This is a genomic window from Pelagibius sp. 7325 (genome assembly GCF_037652055.1).
Taxonomy (GTDB): domain Bacteria; phylum Pseudomonadota; class Alphaproteobacteria; order Kiloniellales; family Kiloniellaceae; genus Pelagibius.
On the sequence record NZ_JBBKAH010000003.1, the window covers coordinates 150,010 to 165,621 of the forward strand.

Consider the following 15,612-nt stretch of genomic DNA (forward strand, 5'->3'; position numbering starts at 1 on the left):
AACTGTCGCCGCCCGTATATCTTTCAGGCGGGGCCATTGGCCCAGGAAACGAGAAGGGCCCCGGAAACGTCTCGCCTCAGGCGAGGATTCGGGGGCCCTCTTTGGGGGTCGTTGGGGCGCGGCGCGCCCCGGCGATCGGCTTAAGCCGCGCGGATCTGGGCGATGAAGCTGTCGACCTCGCGGCGCAGGGTATCGGACTGGTCGGCCAGGTCCCCGGCGGCCTGCAGCACCAGATTGGCCGAACCGCCGGTTTCCGCCGCCGTCTTCGACACCGCCGAGACGTTGCCGGCCACCTGCTTGGTGCCGTGCGAGGCCTGCTGGACGTTGCGCGCGATCTCCTGCGTCGCGGCACCCTGTTCCTCCACCGCCGCCGAGATGCTGCCGGCGATCTCGTTGATCTGCTCCACCGTCTGACCGATCGAGCGGATCGCCGAGGCCGCGTCGGTCGTCGCCCCCTGGATGTCGCTGATCTGCTGGGAGATCTCCTCTGTCGCCTTGGCGGTCTGCGTCGCCAGCGACTTCACCTCGTTGGCGACCACGGCGAAGCCCTTGCCGGCCTCGCCCGCGCGCGCCGCCTCGATGGTGGCGTTGAGGGCCAGCAGATTGGTCTGCTCGGCGATGTCCTGGATCAGCTTCACCACGTCGCCGATCTTCTGTGCGGCCTCGACCAGGCCCTCGACCTTGCCGTTCGTGGTCTGCGCATTGGCCACGGCCATGTTCGCCGTCTCCAGCGAGCGACTCACCTGGCGGCTGATCTCCTCGATGGAGGACGACAGCTCTTCCGTCGCCGCCGCCACCGTCTGCACGTTGGACGACGCCTCTTCCGACGCCGAGGCCGCCGAGGCCGCCTGCTCCTCGGTCTCGCCGGCCGCCGTCGTCATCGACTTCGCCGTCGTCTGCATCTGCGCGGCCGTCTGGGAGACCGTCTCGACCACAGACTTCACCTTGGCCTCGAAGTCGTCGGCCACTTTCTGCATGGCGCGCCGCTTCTCCTCTTCCGCGCGCTTCCCGGCGGCGCGGCTCTCTTCCTCCAGGCGCTTCTGCTCGATGCCGTTCTTCTTGAACACCTCGACCGCCTCAGCCATCTCGCCGATCTCGTCGTGACGCCCGACACCGGGCACCGCGATCTGCAGATTGCCGCCGGCCAGCGACCGCATCGCATTGCTCATGCCGTTGATCGGCTTGGTGATGCTGCGCGCCATGAACAGCGAGATGATGCCCATGACCACCAGGATCAGCGCGATCATGCCGGCCTCGAGGATCGCCTTCTCCCAGAAGATGGCATCGAGGTTGTCGATGTAGACGCCGGTGCCGATCACCCAGCCCCAGGGCGCGAAGCCCTGCACGAAGGATTCCTTGGGAACCGGCTGTTCCTGGCCCGGCTTCGGCCAGAGGTAGCCGACGAAGCCGGCCTGCTGTGCCTGCACGGTCTTCACGAAGGCGTTGAAGAGGTGAAAGCCCGAGGGATCCTTGAAGCCGGAGAGGTCCTTGCCGTTCAGTTCCGGCTTGATCGGATGCATGACCATCACCGGACCCATGTCGTTGACCCAGAAGTACTCCGAGCCGTTGTAACGCATGGCGCCGATCGCCGAGAGCGTCGCCCGCTGCGCTTCCTCCATGGTCATCTCGCCGGCTTCCGCGCGCTTGTGATAGTCGCCTGCAATGGCAACGGCGCTCTCGACCAGCTGGCGCAGCTCCGCGCGCTTGTGGTCCACGAGTTCGACATCCAGCTGGTAGAGCCGGATGCCGGTCACGACGACCATGCTCGCGGCCATCAGCAGAATGAGCGCAAAGACGCGGTGCGCGATCCCAAAAGACGTGAGCTTCTTGAACGACATAGGGCTTCCCTCTTATCAGTACCGGCATACACTCCGGCATAGTCTTCATGACTATGAATACGACGAATCACTTAATTATCTCTTTACCCGTAATTGTTTGGAAACCAACACGTTATCGCTATGGTAGATTTTTATCTTTCTGCTCAATTTTCTCGACTTGCTGTCCGGGTGGCCGCCGCCCGGTCAGACACCCCCCGCGACAACCCTTCCGAAGCGCGGCAAAGGGTGTTACACAGAGGCTGAAGTTGTATATACAACTTGTCGCGGGAGGGCGCCCTTGTCCGAAGACATCTTCATTCTGAAAGCAGGACGGCTGACCCTGCAGGACCTGCAGGATTTCTGGCGGCGTCCGCGCCGAATCGCGCTTGATCCCGCCTGCTACGACGCGCTGGAGCGCTCGGCCCGCACCGTGGCCGCCGTGGTTGCCGAGGGGCGCCGCGTCTACGGGATCAACACCGGCTTCGGCAGCCTGGCGCGGCAGACGATCTCCGCCGACCAGGTGGCGGAGTTGCAGACCCGCCTGGTGCTGTCGCACAGCTGCGGCGTCGGCGCGCCGCTCGACGACCGCGTCGTCCGGCTGATTCTGCTGCTGAAGATCAATGCCCTCTCGCGCGGCCATTCCGGCATCCGCGGCGAGGTGATCGACCGCCTGGTCCAGCTGCTGAACGAGGAGCTCTACCCGGTCGTGCCGAGCAAGGGGTCCGTCGGCGCATCCGGCGACCTGGCCCCGCTGGCCCACCTCTCGGCCGTGCTGCTGGGCCACGGCGAGATCAATCACCGCGGCCAGCGCCGCCCCGCCGCGGCGGTGCTGGAAGAGCACGGTATCGCGCCCATCCAGCTGGCGGCCAAGGAGGGCCTGGCGCTGCTGAACGGCACCCAGGTCTCCACGGCCCTCGCGCTGCACGGCCTGTTCGCCGCCGGCGACTGCTTCGCCGCGGCGATCACCGCCGGCGCCCTCTGCGTCGACGCGGCGCTGGGCAGCGACACCCCCTTCGACGCGCGCATTCACGACCTGCGCGGCCACCCCGGCCAGATCGACGTGGCGGCCTGGCTGCGCGGACTGCTGGCCGGCAGCGGAATCCGCCAGTCGCATCTCGACTGCGACCGGGTGCAGGACCCCTACTCGCTGCGCTGCCAGCCCCAGGTGATGGGCGCGATCGCCGACGTCTTCCGCACCGCCGCCGGCACCCTGGTGCGCGAGGCCAATGCCGTTTCCGACAATCCCCTGGTCTTCCCAGGGAACGGCGCGGAAAAGGCGGAAGTGCTCTCCGGCGGCAACTTCCATGCCGAGCCGGTCGCCTTCGCCGCCGACATGATCGCCATGGCGCTCTGCGAGATCGGCGCCCTGTCGGAGCGGCGCATGGCGATGCTGACCGACGCCAACATGAGCGCCCTGCCGCCGTTCCTCGTCGCCGAACCGGGGCTCAACTCCGGCTTCATGATCGCCCACGTGACCGCCGCGGCCCTCGCCGCCGAGAACAAGCTGCTGAGCCATCCGGCGAGCGTCGACAGCCTGCCGACCTCGGCCAACCAGGAAGACCACGTCTCGATGGCGACCCACGGCGCCCGGCGCCTCACCGATATCGCCGCCAACACCGCCTATATCGTTGCCATAGAGCTATTGGCCGCCGCTCAGGGCGTCGATCTGCGCCGGCCGCTGGAAACCTCGCCCCGCCTGCAGCGGGCAATGACCGCGATTCGCGAGCGCGCGGCCTTCCTTGACAACGACCGGTTGCTGGCCGGCGATATCGAGGCCCTCGCCGAATTGGTCCAAAGCGGCTGGTTTTCCGCGGAATTCCTCACCCTGGACTGGCTCGGCAAAGATTTGTGAGCAGGTGCAACATAGGACCGCTGGACGCCGGGATCACGCCTGGGATATAGTGCCTTCCGGCAGAGGACTGGTTGGCCCTCATACGTACCGCATAAGACGGTCAGAGGGTTGATTCAACGATGTTTTTGAACACCTTGAGGTGACCAACTTGTCCAGCATTCCCAACCAAATTTCCGCCCTTCCTGCGTCCGGCGCAGCGCCGGAAGCCGAAGGCTTCGTCCTCGACGATCAAGTGGCGCACCTGCTGCGCCGGGCCCATCAGCGCGCCTCGGCCCTGTTCCTGACGGTGCTGGCGGATGCACAGCTGACGCCGACCCAGTTCTTCGCGATGGCTCGCCTGCACGAGATGGGCAAGCTGTCGCAGAACCGCCTCGGTCGCCTGGCCGCCATGGATCCCGCCACCATCCAGGGCGTAATCCGGCGCCTGCACGAGCGCGGCTTCATCGAACGGCTGGCCGACCCGACCGACCGCCGGCGCATGGTGCTGAGCCTGTCGCCGCTGGGCCAGGAGACGGTGGTGCGCCTGCTGAAGGACGCCAACCGCATCGGCGACGAGATCCTGGCGCCCCTGCAGCCCGAAGAGCAGCGCCTGTTCCTCGGCCTGCTGAAGCGGCTGGTCTGAGGCCGCGCGGAAACCGCTTCGCCCGATAAACGGGCTTCGTCTGGGAAGACGTTGACCCTGGAAAAAACCAGGGAACGACAAGGGCCGGCCCCGCCAAGGGCCGGCCCTTTCAGTTCAGGAACCAGCTATTCCGTATCCCGGCTACTTGGCATCGTTGACCGCCTCGATCAGGTGCGGGGGCAGCACCAGGGACGCCACCGTTCCCTGCCCCAACTCCGAGCGGATGTCCAACTCGCCGCCGATTGCCTTGGCTGTCCGGCGGCTGAGGGCGAGTCCGAACCCGCCCCCGCCCTCGTCGGCGATGTAGGCGCTCGTCCTCATGCCGCCGCGGTTCAACGCGGCAATCCTCTCGGCGGAGATCCCGGGGCCGTCGTCTCTCACCTGGATGAACAGTGGGTCCCCCTTGCGCCACTGGACCGCCACTTCGATCCGCCCGCCACGGGAGGCATACTTTGCCGCATTGCCCAGTAGATTCATCAGAATCTGCTTCACCAGCAGCTGATCGGCGCGCAGCTTCGGCAAGGTCATGTCGGCCGGCAGCATGATCTCCAACTCCCGCAGGCGCGCGATCGGCTCGACCACCTTGCGGCATTTCTCCAGGCACTCGCTGAGATCCGCCAGAGCCGAGACTGTGTCCTCGCGTCCCGGAGAGTCGTCCGCGGCGAGATGCAGCACGCGGTCGACCAATTGCAGCAACAGGTCCCCGCTGTGATGGATGTCCTCGACATACTCGGCGTACTTCGCGTTGAGCCGACCGTAGGGTTCGGTCCGCATGAACTCGGTCATGCCGAGAATGGCGTTGAGCGGCGTGCGCAGATCATGACTGACCTGCGCCAGCATGTGGTCCCTGATGCTGTTGATGTCGCGCAACTGACCGAGCGCTTCGCTCAGCCTGCGCTCCGAGTAACGGCGCGCGAGGCATTCCTGGTTCAATTCCTCAACCAGCCGTGTCAGCTCGCTGAACCGCGAGCCGCTCTCCTGCTCTCTGTAGACGCGGATGAGGGCGATCGGCATGTTCTTCAGCTCGCTGCGCCATCCCTCGCAACGCAGGCTGATGAAACGCCCGCCGGCCGGGCAGAAGGCGATCCGCAGCGGCACCGGCGCACTGGTCGCAAAGCACCAGCGCAGAAGGTCGATCAGTTCATCTTTTGAAAGGTCCGTCAGCTCCCGCAAGGTGACCTCGGGACGCCCGCCCTTGGTCAGATGCAGCAATTCGGCCGCGGCCCCGTTGGCAGCGTAGAGCTCTCCACGGATTCCCACCGCCAGCATGGCTTCGGGAAAGGCATCGAGGCAGTCCGCCGTCACGCGGGCGTTCATTGCTCCGTCTCGCTCTCTCTTGCCGGCAGCGGATCGGAGTCGGCGCCAACGTGGAAGTACTCACGCCCGGTATTTCCTTCGCGCCGTCGCGAAGCCTGCAGCATGACGCGGACGACGCAGCGGTTGTCGCCCGTCGCGAAAGCCTCCTCCACCGCCACCCTTGCATAGCCGAGGTTCTCCGCCGCGATACGTCCGAAGACGTTGGACGTCATCATGCAGAGCGCAGGACGGCCTTCGACGGCGGCACCGAAAGGACAGCGTCGGTTGCCGAAGACGATCTCTTCGTTGTTGTGTTCCATGACGTAGAAGTCGCCGCCGATGCGCCGCTTCAGGTCGACCAGGGCATCGGCGACGTCTTCATGCGTCAGCACCGGGCGGCCGGCCGCCCTGCGGTAAGCACCGTTGAACGCGTCGCCCATGCGCGCGCCGACGATGGCAATGAAACCGCGTGCTTCCTGATGGCCGACAACGTCCTGCAGGACATCCGTCAGTTCAAACAGCAGACGGCGCGTGAAGGTCACATCGTCGAAAGGGATGTCGGCGTCGTCGAACCGATTCTTTCGCATGGCCCAACCCTATGCCTGCGTGGCCTCTGCGATCCGACGGACCGAGCCACTCGGCCGCAATGCGGAGGCCAGCGTCTTGCAACGCCCGCCGGTACTGGCAGGCAACAGCCCAGGAACCACGCCGCCATCGGCGTTGCTCGATGGGAAGACTAGGTATCCTGTCCGATGATTTGCCGCCTATGCAAGGCAATAACACACGCAGAATAAATCATTCACATGCCAAAAGCGCGCAAAGGTAGCGGATTTGGCGCATGAATTGACTGATGCGTTGAGCCAATCCCTTGAAGGACGCCTCGCCGGGCCCGGCCTCAGGTGACCGTCCAGGTCGGTCCTCTGTGCAGTAGCTCGGCGATAGTCGCCCGATGCCGCTGCCGCGCAGTCTCCACCTCGGCCGCCACGTCGCCTTCGTAGCTGTGGGCCGGATCGCAGTAGAGCACGCCGAGCGCCACCGGCATCGCCGGAGGCTGCATCGCCGCCAGAAGACCGGCCATGGCGCGGTTGGCTTCGTCGTGGACCAGGACGTCGGCCTCGGTGATGCCGTTCTCGCCCAGCGTCACCACCTCCAGCATCAGCTTGCGATCTGCGAGGCGAAGACCCTTGTCGAGGGTCTTGCCGAACAGCATCGGCTTGCCGTGCTCCAGCAGCAGCTGGCGGTCGGCGGCGACGTCGCGCGCGGTGAAGGCATCGAAGGCGCCGTCGTTGTAGACGATGCAGTTCTGGAAGATCTCCACCAGCGAGGCGCCGTGGTGCGCCCTGGCCCGTTTCAGCACCTCCGGCAGATGCTTCTGCAAGGTGTCGACCGAGCGCGCGAAGAAGCGCGCCCCGGCACCCAGCGCGAAGGCGCCGGCGGAGACCGGCGTGTCGAGGGAGCCGCCCGGCGTCGAGGGCGTGCGCGTACCGACCCGCGAGGTCGGCGAGTACTGCCCCTTGGTCAGACCGTAGATCTCGTTGTTGAACAGCAGTATCTGCAGGTCGACGTTGCGGCGCAGGACGTGCAGCAGATGGTTGCCGCCGATCGACAGTGCGTCGCCGTCGCCCGAGACCACCCAGACGTCGAGTTCGGGATTGGTCAGCTTCACGCCGGTCGCGAAGGCCGGCGCGCGGCCGTGGATGGTGTGGAAGCCGTAGGTCGCCATGTAATAGGGAAAGCGCGCGGCGCAGCCGATGCCGGAGATGAACACCGTCTTGGCGGTGTCGGCCTGCAGGTCGGCCAGCGTCTTCTGCACCGCCTTCACGATGGCATAGTCGCCGCAGCCCGGGCACCAGCGCACTTCCTGGTCGGAGGCGTACTCTTTGGCGGTCTTGGCGACGACGTTCATCTCAAGCCTTCCCCTCTCCTGTCTCTAGGCGGGCGCGGACCGCCGCCTCGATCTCGGAAATCTTGAAGGGCTTGCCGGTCACCTTGCTGAAGCTTTCGGCCGGCACCAGGTACTCGCTGCGCAGCAGCGTCACCAGTTGGCCGCCGTTCATCTCCGGCACCAGGATCTTGTCGAAGCCGGCGAGCAGCGCGCCGAGGTTCAGCGGCAGGGGCCAGATATGGCGCAGATGCAAATGCGCCACCGGCAGGCCCGCGCCGCGCAGGTTGTCGACCGCGCGGCTGATCGGTCCGTAGGTCGAGCCCCAGCCGACCACCACCAGGCGATCGCCGGTCTCGCCCGCTTCAAGACCCTGTGGCGGCAGATCCCTGGCCACGCCCAGCACCTTGTCCCGGCGCAGGTTGGTCATCTCCTGATGGTTGGCCGGATCGTAGGAGATGTTACCGCTTTCGCTCGCCTTTTCGATGCCGCCGATGCGGTGCTCGAGACCCGGCGTTCCCGGCACCGCCCAGACACGGGCAAGCGTCTCCGGATCGCGTTTGAAGGGATGGAAGCCCTCCGGGTCGGTCTCGAAGCGCGCCGGAAACTGCGGCAGGCCCTCGGCATCGGGCAGCCGCCAGGGCTCGGCAGCGTTGGCGATGTAGCCGTCGCTCAGCAGGATGACCGGCGTCATGAATTTGGTCGCGATACGCACCGCCTCGATGGCGACGTCGAAACAGTCTGCCGGTGAGCGCGCGGCCAGCACCACCAGCGGCGCATCGCCGTTGCGCCCGAAGACGGCCTGGTAGAGGTCGGACTGCTCGGTCTTGGTCGGCATGCCGGTCGACGGGCCGGCGCGCTGCGAGTTCACGATGACCAGCGGCAGTTCGGCGGAGATCGCGAGGCCAACCGCCTCCATCTTCAACGCCACGCCGGGGCCGGAGCTGGAGGTGACGCCGATGCCGCCGGCATAGGAGGCGCCGATGGCGGCGCAGACCGCGGCGATCTCGTCCTCGGCCTGGAAGGTCACCACACCGTAGTCCTTCAAGGCCGCCAGCGTGTGCAGCACCGACGACGCCGGGGTGATCGGGTAGGAACAGAACACCAGCTTCAGCGCCGCCCCCGCCGCACCGGCGACCAAGCCCCAGGACAGCGCCTCGGCGCCGGTGACGTTGCGGTAGAGCCCCGGCGCAATCTCGGCCGGCGGCACGGAGAACGCCGCGGCGTCCTCGCCCAGTTCGGCTGTTTCGCCGAAGGCATGGCCCGCGTTCAACGCCGCGATATTCGCGGCAGCGATCTCCGGGCGCTTGGCGAACTTGCCGGTCAGCCAGTCGATGGTCGACTGGCGCGGCCGGCCGAACATCCAGTAGACCAGCCCTAGGGCCCACATGTTCTTGCAGCGCAGGGCTTCCTTCTTGGTCAGGCCGGCGTCTTTGAGAGCGTCCTGCGTCAGCTGCGACATGTCGACTTCGATGACGCGATAGGCCTCCAGGCTGCCATCGCTGCGCGGGTCGCTGCGGTAGCCGGCCTTGGCGAAGTTGCGCTCGTTGAAGGCGCCGGAATCGAGGATCAGCAGCCCGTGCGGCTTCACGTCGACGAGGTTCACCTTCAACGCGGCCGGGTTCATCGCCACCAGCACGTCCAGTTCGTCGCCCGAGGTCTTGATCACGCGGGCGCCGAAATTGATCTGGAAGGCGGAGACGCCGAAGGTTGTGCCGACCGGGGCACGGATCTCCGCCGGGAAATCCGGGAAGGTCGCAAGGTCGTTGCCCGCCAGCGCCGTGGAGAGCGTGAACTGGCTGCCGGTCAGTTGCATGCCGTCGCCGGAATCGCCGGCAAAGCGGACGACCGCAGATTCGATCACCCGGCGGCCGGCGGGGTCGGCCGAAAGGGTCGTCGAACCTTCCATTCCTCGAAGCCTCTCGCTGAATGACGGCAATGCCTTGCTGGTTCCGACTATGGTCCTCCTCCGTAGGCTTGCCAATGAGCCAGATCAAAACATCAAAAACTCCTGTACAATTTACCCTAATCACAAACAGAAAATGTTGATTGGTCGGGAGGACGGCGGCGTTGACGGAGCGGAATGCCTCGAGGCGCAAACTGGCCTGCAGCCGATCCCGGCATGGCGGCCTCGAATGTCGGAATGCGACCATTCCGCGCCCCCCGCCGACGCCGCCGACAGGCCTGCAAAAGCTTGCGTTTCCGGCGTTTTCGCCTTTGTCGCGTTTCAGACACGATCCGTCGCCGCAGGTGAAGCCCAGGCAGGCCCGCTCAAGGGAAATGATCGCGGGGACCACTACCACCCGGACCCCGCGATGCCGCAGGCGCTCCGGGGCGTTTTGCCGTGAGGAATGAAATGGCGGAAGACGACGATCTCGACCTCAACAGCCTTGACGACGATGAGCTCGTCAAGCAGATGCACGACGATCTTTACGACGGTCTCAAGGAAGAGATCGAGGAGTCGGTCCACATCCTGCTGAATCGCGGCTGGCAGCCCTACCGCGTTCTGACCGAGGCCCTGGTGGAGGGCATGCGCATCGTCGGCGTCGACTTCCGCGACGGCATCCTCTTCGTGCCGGAAGTGCTGCTGGCGGCCAATGCCATGAAGGGCGGCATGTTCATCCTGCGCCCGCTGCTCGCCGAGACCGGCGCGCCGAAGCTGGGCACCATGGTGATCGGCACGGTGAAGGGCGACATCCACGACATCGGCAAGAACCTCGTCTCCATGATGATGGAAGGCGCCGGCTTCGAGGTCATCGACCTGGGCATCAACAACCCGGTCGAGAAGTATCTGGCCGCGCTGGAAGAGCACAAGCCCGACATCCTCGGCATGTCTGCGCTGCTCACCACCACCATGCCCTACATGAAAGTGGTCATCGACACGCTGAAGGAAAAAGGCATCCGCGACGACTACGTGGTGCTGGTCGGCGGCGCACCGCTGAACGAGGCCTTCGCCGAGGCCGTCGGTGCCGATGCCTACTGCCGCGATGCCGCCGTGGCGGTGGAAACCGCCAAGGACTTCATGAAGCGCCGCCACAACCGGCAGGGCGCCGCCTGAGGCACCCGCGGGAGCGCCAGGAGCAAGGCCATGCCGGCCGCCCAGACCGCCCACAGCGCAACCGAGCGCGCCCCTTCACGGACCCTGCTCGTCGCCTGCGGCGCGCTGGCCCGTGAGGTGGTGGAGCTTATCCGCGTGAACGGCTGGGATCACCTGACGGTGACCTGCCTGCCCGCGTCCTGGCACAATACCCCGGACAAGATCCCCGAAGGCGTGCGCCAGCGCATCCACGCCCAGCGCGCCGGCCACGACAAGGTGCTGGTGCTCTACGGCGATTGCGGCACCGGCGGCGAGCTCGACCGCGTGCTGGCCGAGGAAGGCGCCGAGCGCATTGGCGGACCGCACTGCTATTCGTTCTACGCCGGCGAGGCGGTGTTCGACGCCCTGGCCGAGGCCGAGATCGGCAGCTTCTACCTCACCGACTATCTGGTGCGTCACTTCGAGCGGCTGATCATCCAGGGCCTCGGCCTCGACCGCCATCCGGAGCTGCTGAGCATCTACTTCGGCAACTACACGCGCCTCGTCTACCTGGCGCAGACCGAAGACAAGGAACTCCAGCAGCGCGCCGCGGCAGCGGCCGAGCGCCTCGGCCTCGCCTACCACTACCACTTCACCGGCTACGGCGGGCTCGGCGACTTCATCGCGCCCGCGACACAGGAGCCCGTCGCATGCCGCAACTGACCATCGTCTACTGGCGCGACATCCCGGCCCAGGTGATCGTGAAGGCCGGCCGCAAGAGCGCCAAGGTGCAGCTCAGCGAGCGCTTCGAGAAGGCGATCGACCGCGCCGCCATGCGCGCCAAGCTGACCGGCACCGACGCCTATCTGGAACACTGGCGCCGCGGCGCCGGCGGCGAATGCGGCGACGATATGGAAGCCGAGGCCGCTGCGGCGGCCCAGCGCCTGGAAAGTGACTACGACGACGCCCGCCTCGCCGAACTGGTGGCCGCCGGCGGCGCCGAGAGCTGACGACAATCCGCGTGAGGACGCGCGCAGAAGGAACCCTGGGATGTATGCCGTGAGCAAGGCCATGCCGCTCGATGCCAGCGCCGAGCAGACCAAGCAGCAGATCCTCGATCTGGTCGAGGGCTTCACCGTGGAGACCACGCCGGGTTCGTCCGCCAAGACCCCGGACTACCGCGAGCACCTGCGACCGGGCACCCGGGTCGCCGTGACCTTCCTGCCGGGCTCCGACTTCGCCGACACGGTAGCGACGGCCAAGCGCCTGCAGGAAGAGGGCTTCGAGCCGATGCCGCACTTCGCGGCGCGCTCGATCCCCAGCCGCCAGGCGTTGGAGGATTACCTGCAGGCGCTCGCCGACGTCACCGAACTGAAGCACGTTGTGGCGCTGGCCGGTGCCGTCGACAACCCGCTCGGCCCCTTCGAGAGCTCCATGGCGATCCTCGAGACCGGCCTGTTCGACAAGTACGGCGTCAAGACCGTCGGCGTCGCCGGCCACCCGGAGGGCAGCCCGGACATCGCGCCCGCCGCGCTGAACGAAGCGCTGACCTGGAAGAACGCCTTCGCCGAACGCAGCGATGCCGACTTCTACATCGCCACCCAGTTCTGCTTCGAGGCGGCGCCGATCATCGCCTGGGACAAGGCCATGCAGGCCGCAGGCAACCGCCTGCCGATCCATATCGGCGTGCCCGGCCTCGCCACCATCAAGACGTTGATCAACCATGCCAAGGCCTGCGGCGTCGGTCCGTCCATGCGCTTCCTGACGCGCCAGGCGCGCAACGTCGCCAAGCTGATGACGGTGAATGCACCGGACCGCCTGTTGCTCGACCTCGCGCGCTACAAGGCGCACGACCCAGAGTGCGGCATCGCCCGCCTGCACATCTATCCCCTGGGCGGCCTCAAGCGGTCGGCGGCCTGGACCTACGCGGTGGCCGACGGCGACTTCGTGGTCAATCCCAAGGGCGACGGCTTCAAGGTAACGCGCGAGATCGCGTAGCGCGTTTCGGCCACTGCGGGTCGTCCCTGCGCCAGCCGCCGGGGCGATAAAGAGGACAAATGCCGCCCATCGATTTGGGCGCACCGGCCGCGCGGAGAACCGCGGCGGACGGGGAAAAAAGGAGTAACGGGACCATGTCACGCACCGTCGTCAGCTCGCACTCGAAGGAACTGGTGATCGGCTTCGATCAGCCCTTCTGCATCATCGGCGAGCGCATCAATCCGACGGGGCGCAAATTGCTGGCCGCCGAGATGGCGGCCGGCGACTTCAGCCGCGTCGAGGCGGACTGCCTGGCCCAGGTCGCCGCCGGCGCCCACATGCTGGACGTGAACGCGGGCATCCCGCTGGCGGACGAGCCGGCGATCCTGGCCAAGACCATCCAGCTGGTGCAGTCGCTGACCGACCTGCCGCTGTCGATCGATTCCTCGATCGTCGAGGCGCTGGAAGCCGGCCTGTCCGTCTACCAGGGCAAGGCGCTGGTGAACTCGGTGACGGGCGAGGACGAGCAGATGGAGCGCGTGCTGCCGCTGGTGAAGAAGCACGGTGCCGCCGTGGTCGCCATCTCCAACGACGAGACCGGCATCTCCGAGGACCCGGCGGTGCGCTACGCCGTCGCCAAGAAGATCGTCGAGCGTGCCGCCGACTACGGCATCCCCAAGGAAGACATCGTCGTCGATCCGCTGGTCATGCCGATCGGGGCCATGGGCACCGCCGGGCGCCAGGCCTTTTCGATCATCCGCAAGCTGCGCGAGGAGCTGGGCGTCAACACCACCTGCGGCGCCTCCAACATCTCCTTCGGCCTGCCCAACCGCCACGCCATGAACTCCTATTTCCTGGCCATGGCCGCCGGCGCCGGCATGACCTCGGCGATCATGAACCCGCTGCACGAGGAAGAGCTGACCGGCATCATGGCGGCCGACGTGCTGCTGAACGCCGACAAGAACTGCCGCGCCTGGATCCGCAAGTTCCGCGAACCGACCCCGGCGGATGCCGCCGGCGAGGGTGAAGGCGGCCGCCGCGAACGCCGCCGCCGCCGGGGATAGGAGAAAGCCCCCTTGCCCGACGACGTCGCCAGAAACACGCCCAAGGACGCCCTCGTCGTCTTCACGCCCTCGGGGCGGCGCGGGCGTTTCCCCGTTGGCACGCCGATTCTGAAGGCCGCGCGCAGCCTGGGCGTGGACATCGATTCCGTCTGCGGCGGCCGCGGCCTGTGCGGGCGCTGCCAGGTGGAGATCGGCAACGGCGAGTTCGCCAAGCACGGCATCACCAGCCGTCCGGCCCACGTCTCGCCGTGGAACGCCACCGAGGAGCGCTACAAGGAAAAGCGCGGCATGGCCGCGAGCCGCCGGCTGTCCTGCCAGACCCTGCTGGCGCAGGACGTGGTGGTCGACGTGCCGGCCGAAAGCCAGGTCCACAAGCAGGTCGTGCGCAAGCGCGCCGAGGCGCGCGCCATCGAACTGGACCCTGCCATCCGCCTGCACTACGTCGTGGTGCAGGAGCCGGACATGCATAATCCGACCGGCGATCTGGAGCGGCTGCTGGCGGCGCTGGAAGACCAGTGGGGCCTCACCGGCCTGGAAACCGACCTGCGCATCCTGCAGTCGTTGCAGAAGACCCTGCGTGCGGGCAACTGGCAGGTCACTGTCGCGGTTCACCGCGGCCAGGTCGTCACCGCGATCTGGCCCGGCTTCCACGACCGCAGCTTCGGGCTGGCCGTCGACGTCGGCTCCACCACCATCGCCGCGCATCTCTGCGACCTCGCCAGCGGCGAGGTGATCGCGTCGTCGGGGCTGATGAACCCGCAGATCCGTTTCGGCGAAGATCTCATGAGCCGGGTCTCCTACGTGATGATGAACCCGGGCGGCGATACCGAGATGACCGACGCCGTGCGCCGCGCCATCAACGAGCTGACCACCGAGGTCTGCAGCGAGGCCGGCATCGACCGCGAGGAAATCCTCAACGCCACCTTCGTCGGCAACCCGGTGATGCACCACCTGCTGTTGGGCATCGACCCGATCGAGCTGGGCGGCGCGCCCTTCGCGCTGGCCGCCAACTCCGGCATCACCCTCTGGGCCAGCCAGCTCGACCTCAGCTTCCATCCCAACGCGCGGGTCTACGTGCTGCCCTGCATCGCCGGTCACGTCGGTGCCGACACCGCCGGCGTGATCCTCTCGGAGTCGCCGCACAAGTCCGACAAGATGACCCTGGTGGTTGACGTCGGCACCAATGCCGAGATCGTGCTGGGCAACCGGGAGCGCCTGCTCGCTTGCTCCTCGCCCACCGGCCCGGCCTTCGAGGGCGCGCAGATCTCCTGCGGCCAGCGCGCGGCGCCCGGCGCCATCGAGCGCGTGCGCATCGACCCGGTGACCCTGGAGCCGCGCTTCAAGGTGATCGGCTGCGATCTCTGGTCCAACGAGGAAGGCTTCGCCGAGCAGACCCGGAAGGTCGGCGTCACCGGCGTCTGCGGCTCCGGCATCATCGAGGTGCTGGCGGAGATGTTCCTCACCGGCATCCTGGCGCAGGACGGCACCATCGACGGGGCCGCCGCGGCACGCAGCCCACGCGTCGAGGCCGACGGGCGCACTTTCTCCTACCTGCTGCATGCCGGTGAGCAGGAACTGCGCATCGTGCAGAACGACATCCGCGCCATCCAGCTCGCCAAGGCGGCGCTCTATGCCGGCATCCGCCTGCTGATGGACCGTCTCGGGGTCGAGCAGGTCGACCAGATCATGCTAGCCGGCGCCTTCGGCAGCCATATCGACACCAAATACGCCATGGTGCTGGGCATGATCCCGGACTGCCCGCTGGAGCATGTCTATTCGGCCGGCAACGCCGCCGGCACCGGCGCGCGCATCGCCCTCCTGAACCAGGTGGCGCGCGACGAGATCGAGACGGTGATCCGCAAGGTCGAGAAGATCGAGACCGCCGTGGAGCCGATGTTCCAGGCCCACTTCGTCGCGGCCATGGGCATCCCCCATACCACCGCCGACTTCCCCTGCCTCTCCAAGGTGCTGACCCTGCCCGCCCGCGGCCCGCGCCGGCCCGCCAACGACGGCGGCGACGCCGGCGGAAGGCGGCGGCGGCGGCGAAACTAGCCACGCAGCGTTGCGGCTCCGAAGACCCACAACG

13 protein-coding genes are annotated in these 15,612 nt (G+C 66.9%); 8 read left to right on the plus strand and 5 right to left on the minus strand.

Annotated elements, in window-relative coordinates:
• Nucleotides 1-140 precede the first annotated feature (140 nt).
• Nucleotides 141-1,838 carry a cache domain-containing protein gene (locus WDC82_RS09865; protein ID WP_340117131.1) on the minus strand — a complete coding sequence of 566 codons (1,698 nt, stop codon included), beginning with the start codon at nt 1,836-1,838 and terminating at the stop codon, nt 141-143.
• A 277-nt stretch (nt 1,839-2,115) separates the two neighbouring features.
• Here WDC82_RS09865 and hutH point away from each other — a divergent pair, with 277 nt between their 5' ends.
• On the plus strand, nt 2,116-3,669 hold the full coding sequence (gene hutH, locus WDC82_RS09870; protein WP_340117132.1) for a histidine ammonia-lyase: 1,554 nt from the start codon (nt 2,116-2,118) through the stop codon (nt 3,667-3,669).
• A 139-nt stretch (nt 3,670-3,808) separates the two neighbouring features.
• Nucleotides 3,809-4,291 carry a MarR family transcriptional regulator gene (locus WDC82_RS09875; RefSeq protein WP_340117133.1) on the plus strand — a complete coding sequence of 161 codons (483 nt, stop codon included), beginning with the start codon at nt 3,809-3,811 and terminating at the stop codon, nt 4,289-4,291.
• 141 nt (nt 4,292-4,432) lie between these two features.
• Here the strand turns inward: WDC82_RS09875 and WDC82_RS09880 are convergent, their stop codons facing one another.
• The 4 genes from WDC82_RS09880 to WDC82_RS09895 all read right to left on the minus strand — a co-directional run bounded on the left by WDC82_RS09880 (nt 4,433) and on the right by WDC82_RS09895 (nt 9,378).
• A complete protein-coding gene (locus tag WDC82_RS09880; RefSeq protein WP_340117134.1) occupies nt 4,433-5,608 on the minus strand; it encodes a HAMP domain-containing sensor histidine kinase in 1,176 nt (391 codons plus the stop codon).
• Nucleotides 5,605-6,174, minus strand: a complete 570-nt coding sequence (locus tag WDC82_RS09885; RefSeq protein ID WP_340117135.1) for a methanogen output domain 1-containing protein — start codon at nt 6,172-6,174, stop codon at nt 5,605-5,607. The genes WDC82_RS09880 and WDC82_RS09885 overlap by 4 nt, the downstream gene beginning before the upstream one ends.
• A 308-nt stretch (nt 6,175-6,482) precedes the next feature.
• On the minus strand, nt 6,483-7,493 hold the full coding sequence (locus tag WDC82_RS09890; RefSeq protein WP_340117136.1) for a 2-oxoacid:ferredoxin oxidoreductase subunit beta: 1,011 nt from the start codon (nt 7,491-7,493) through the stop codon (nt 6,483-6,485).
• A gap of 1 nt (nt 7,494) precedes the next feature.
• Entirely contained in the window at nt 7,495-9,378 is a 1,884-nt protein-coding gene (locus WDC82_RS09895) for a 2-oxoacid:acceptor oxidoreductase subunit alpha (protein WP_340117137.1), read from the minus strand.
• A gap of 447 nt (nt 9,379-9,825) precedes the next feature.
• Here WDC82_RS09895 and WDC82_RS09900 point away from each other — a divergent pair, with 447 nt between their 5' ends.
• The 6 genes from WDC82_RS09900 to WDC82_RS09925 all read left to right on the plus strand — a co-directional run bounded on the left by WDC82_RS09900 (nt 9,826) and on the right by WDC82_RS09925 (nt 15,578).
• The gene (locus WDC82_RS09900) at nt 9,826-10,527 is read left to right on the plus strand and encodes a B12-binding domain-containing protein (protein ID WP_340117138.1); all 702 of its coding nucleotides are present in this window, start codon (nt 9,826-9,828) and stop codon (nt 10,525-10,527) included.
• 30 nt (nt 10,528-10,557) lie between these two features.
• Entirely contained in the window at nt 10,558-11,208 is a 651-nt protein-coding gene (locus tag WDC82_RS09905) for a DUF1638 domain-containing protein (protein WP_340117139.1), read from the plus strand.
• Nucleotides 11,196-11,495 (plus strand): virulence factor, encoded by a 300-nt coding sequence (locus tag WDC82_RS09910; protein WP_340117140.1) that lies wholly within the window; start codon nt 11,196-11,198, stop codon nt 11,493-11,495. The genes WDC82_RS09905 and WDC82_RS09910 overlap by 13 nt, the downstream gene beginning before the upstream one ends.
• A 40-nt stretch (nt 11,496-11,535) precedes the next feature.
• Nucleotides 11,536-12,483 (plus strand): methylenetetrahydrofolate reductase, encoded by a 948-nt coding sequence (locus WDC82_RS09915; RefSeq protein WP_340117141.1) that lies wholly within the window; start codon nt 11,536-11,538, stop codon nt 12,481-12,483.
• A gap of 134 nt (nt 12,484-12,617) precedes the next feature.
• Complete coding sequence (locus WDC82_RS09920) at nt 12,618-13,526, plus strand: methyltetrahydrofolate cobalamin methyltransferase (protein WP_340117142.1); 909 nt, start codon at nt 12,618-12,620, stop codon at nt 13,524-13,526.
• Between the two features lie 12 nt (nt 13,527-13,538).
• Nucleotides 13,539-15,578, plus strand: a complete 2,040-nt coding sequence (locus tag WDC82_RS09925) for an ASKHA domain-containing protein (protein WP_340117143.1) — start codon at nt 13,539-13,541, stop codon at nt 15,576-15,578.
• The last annotated feature ends 34 nt before the right edge of the window (nt 15,579-15,612 follow it).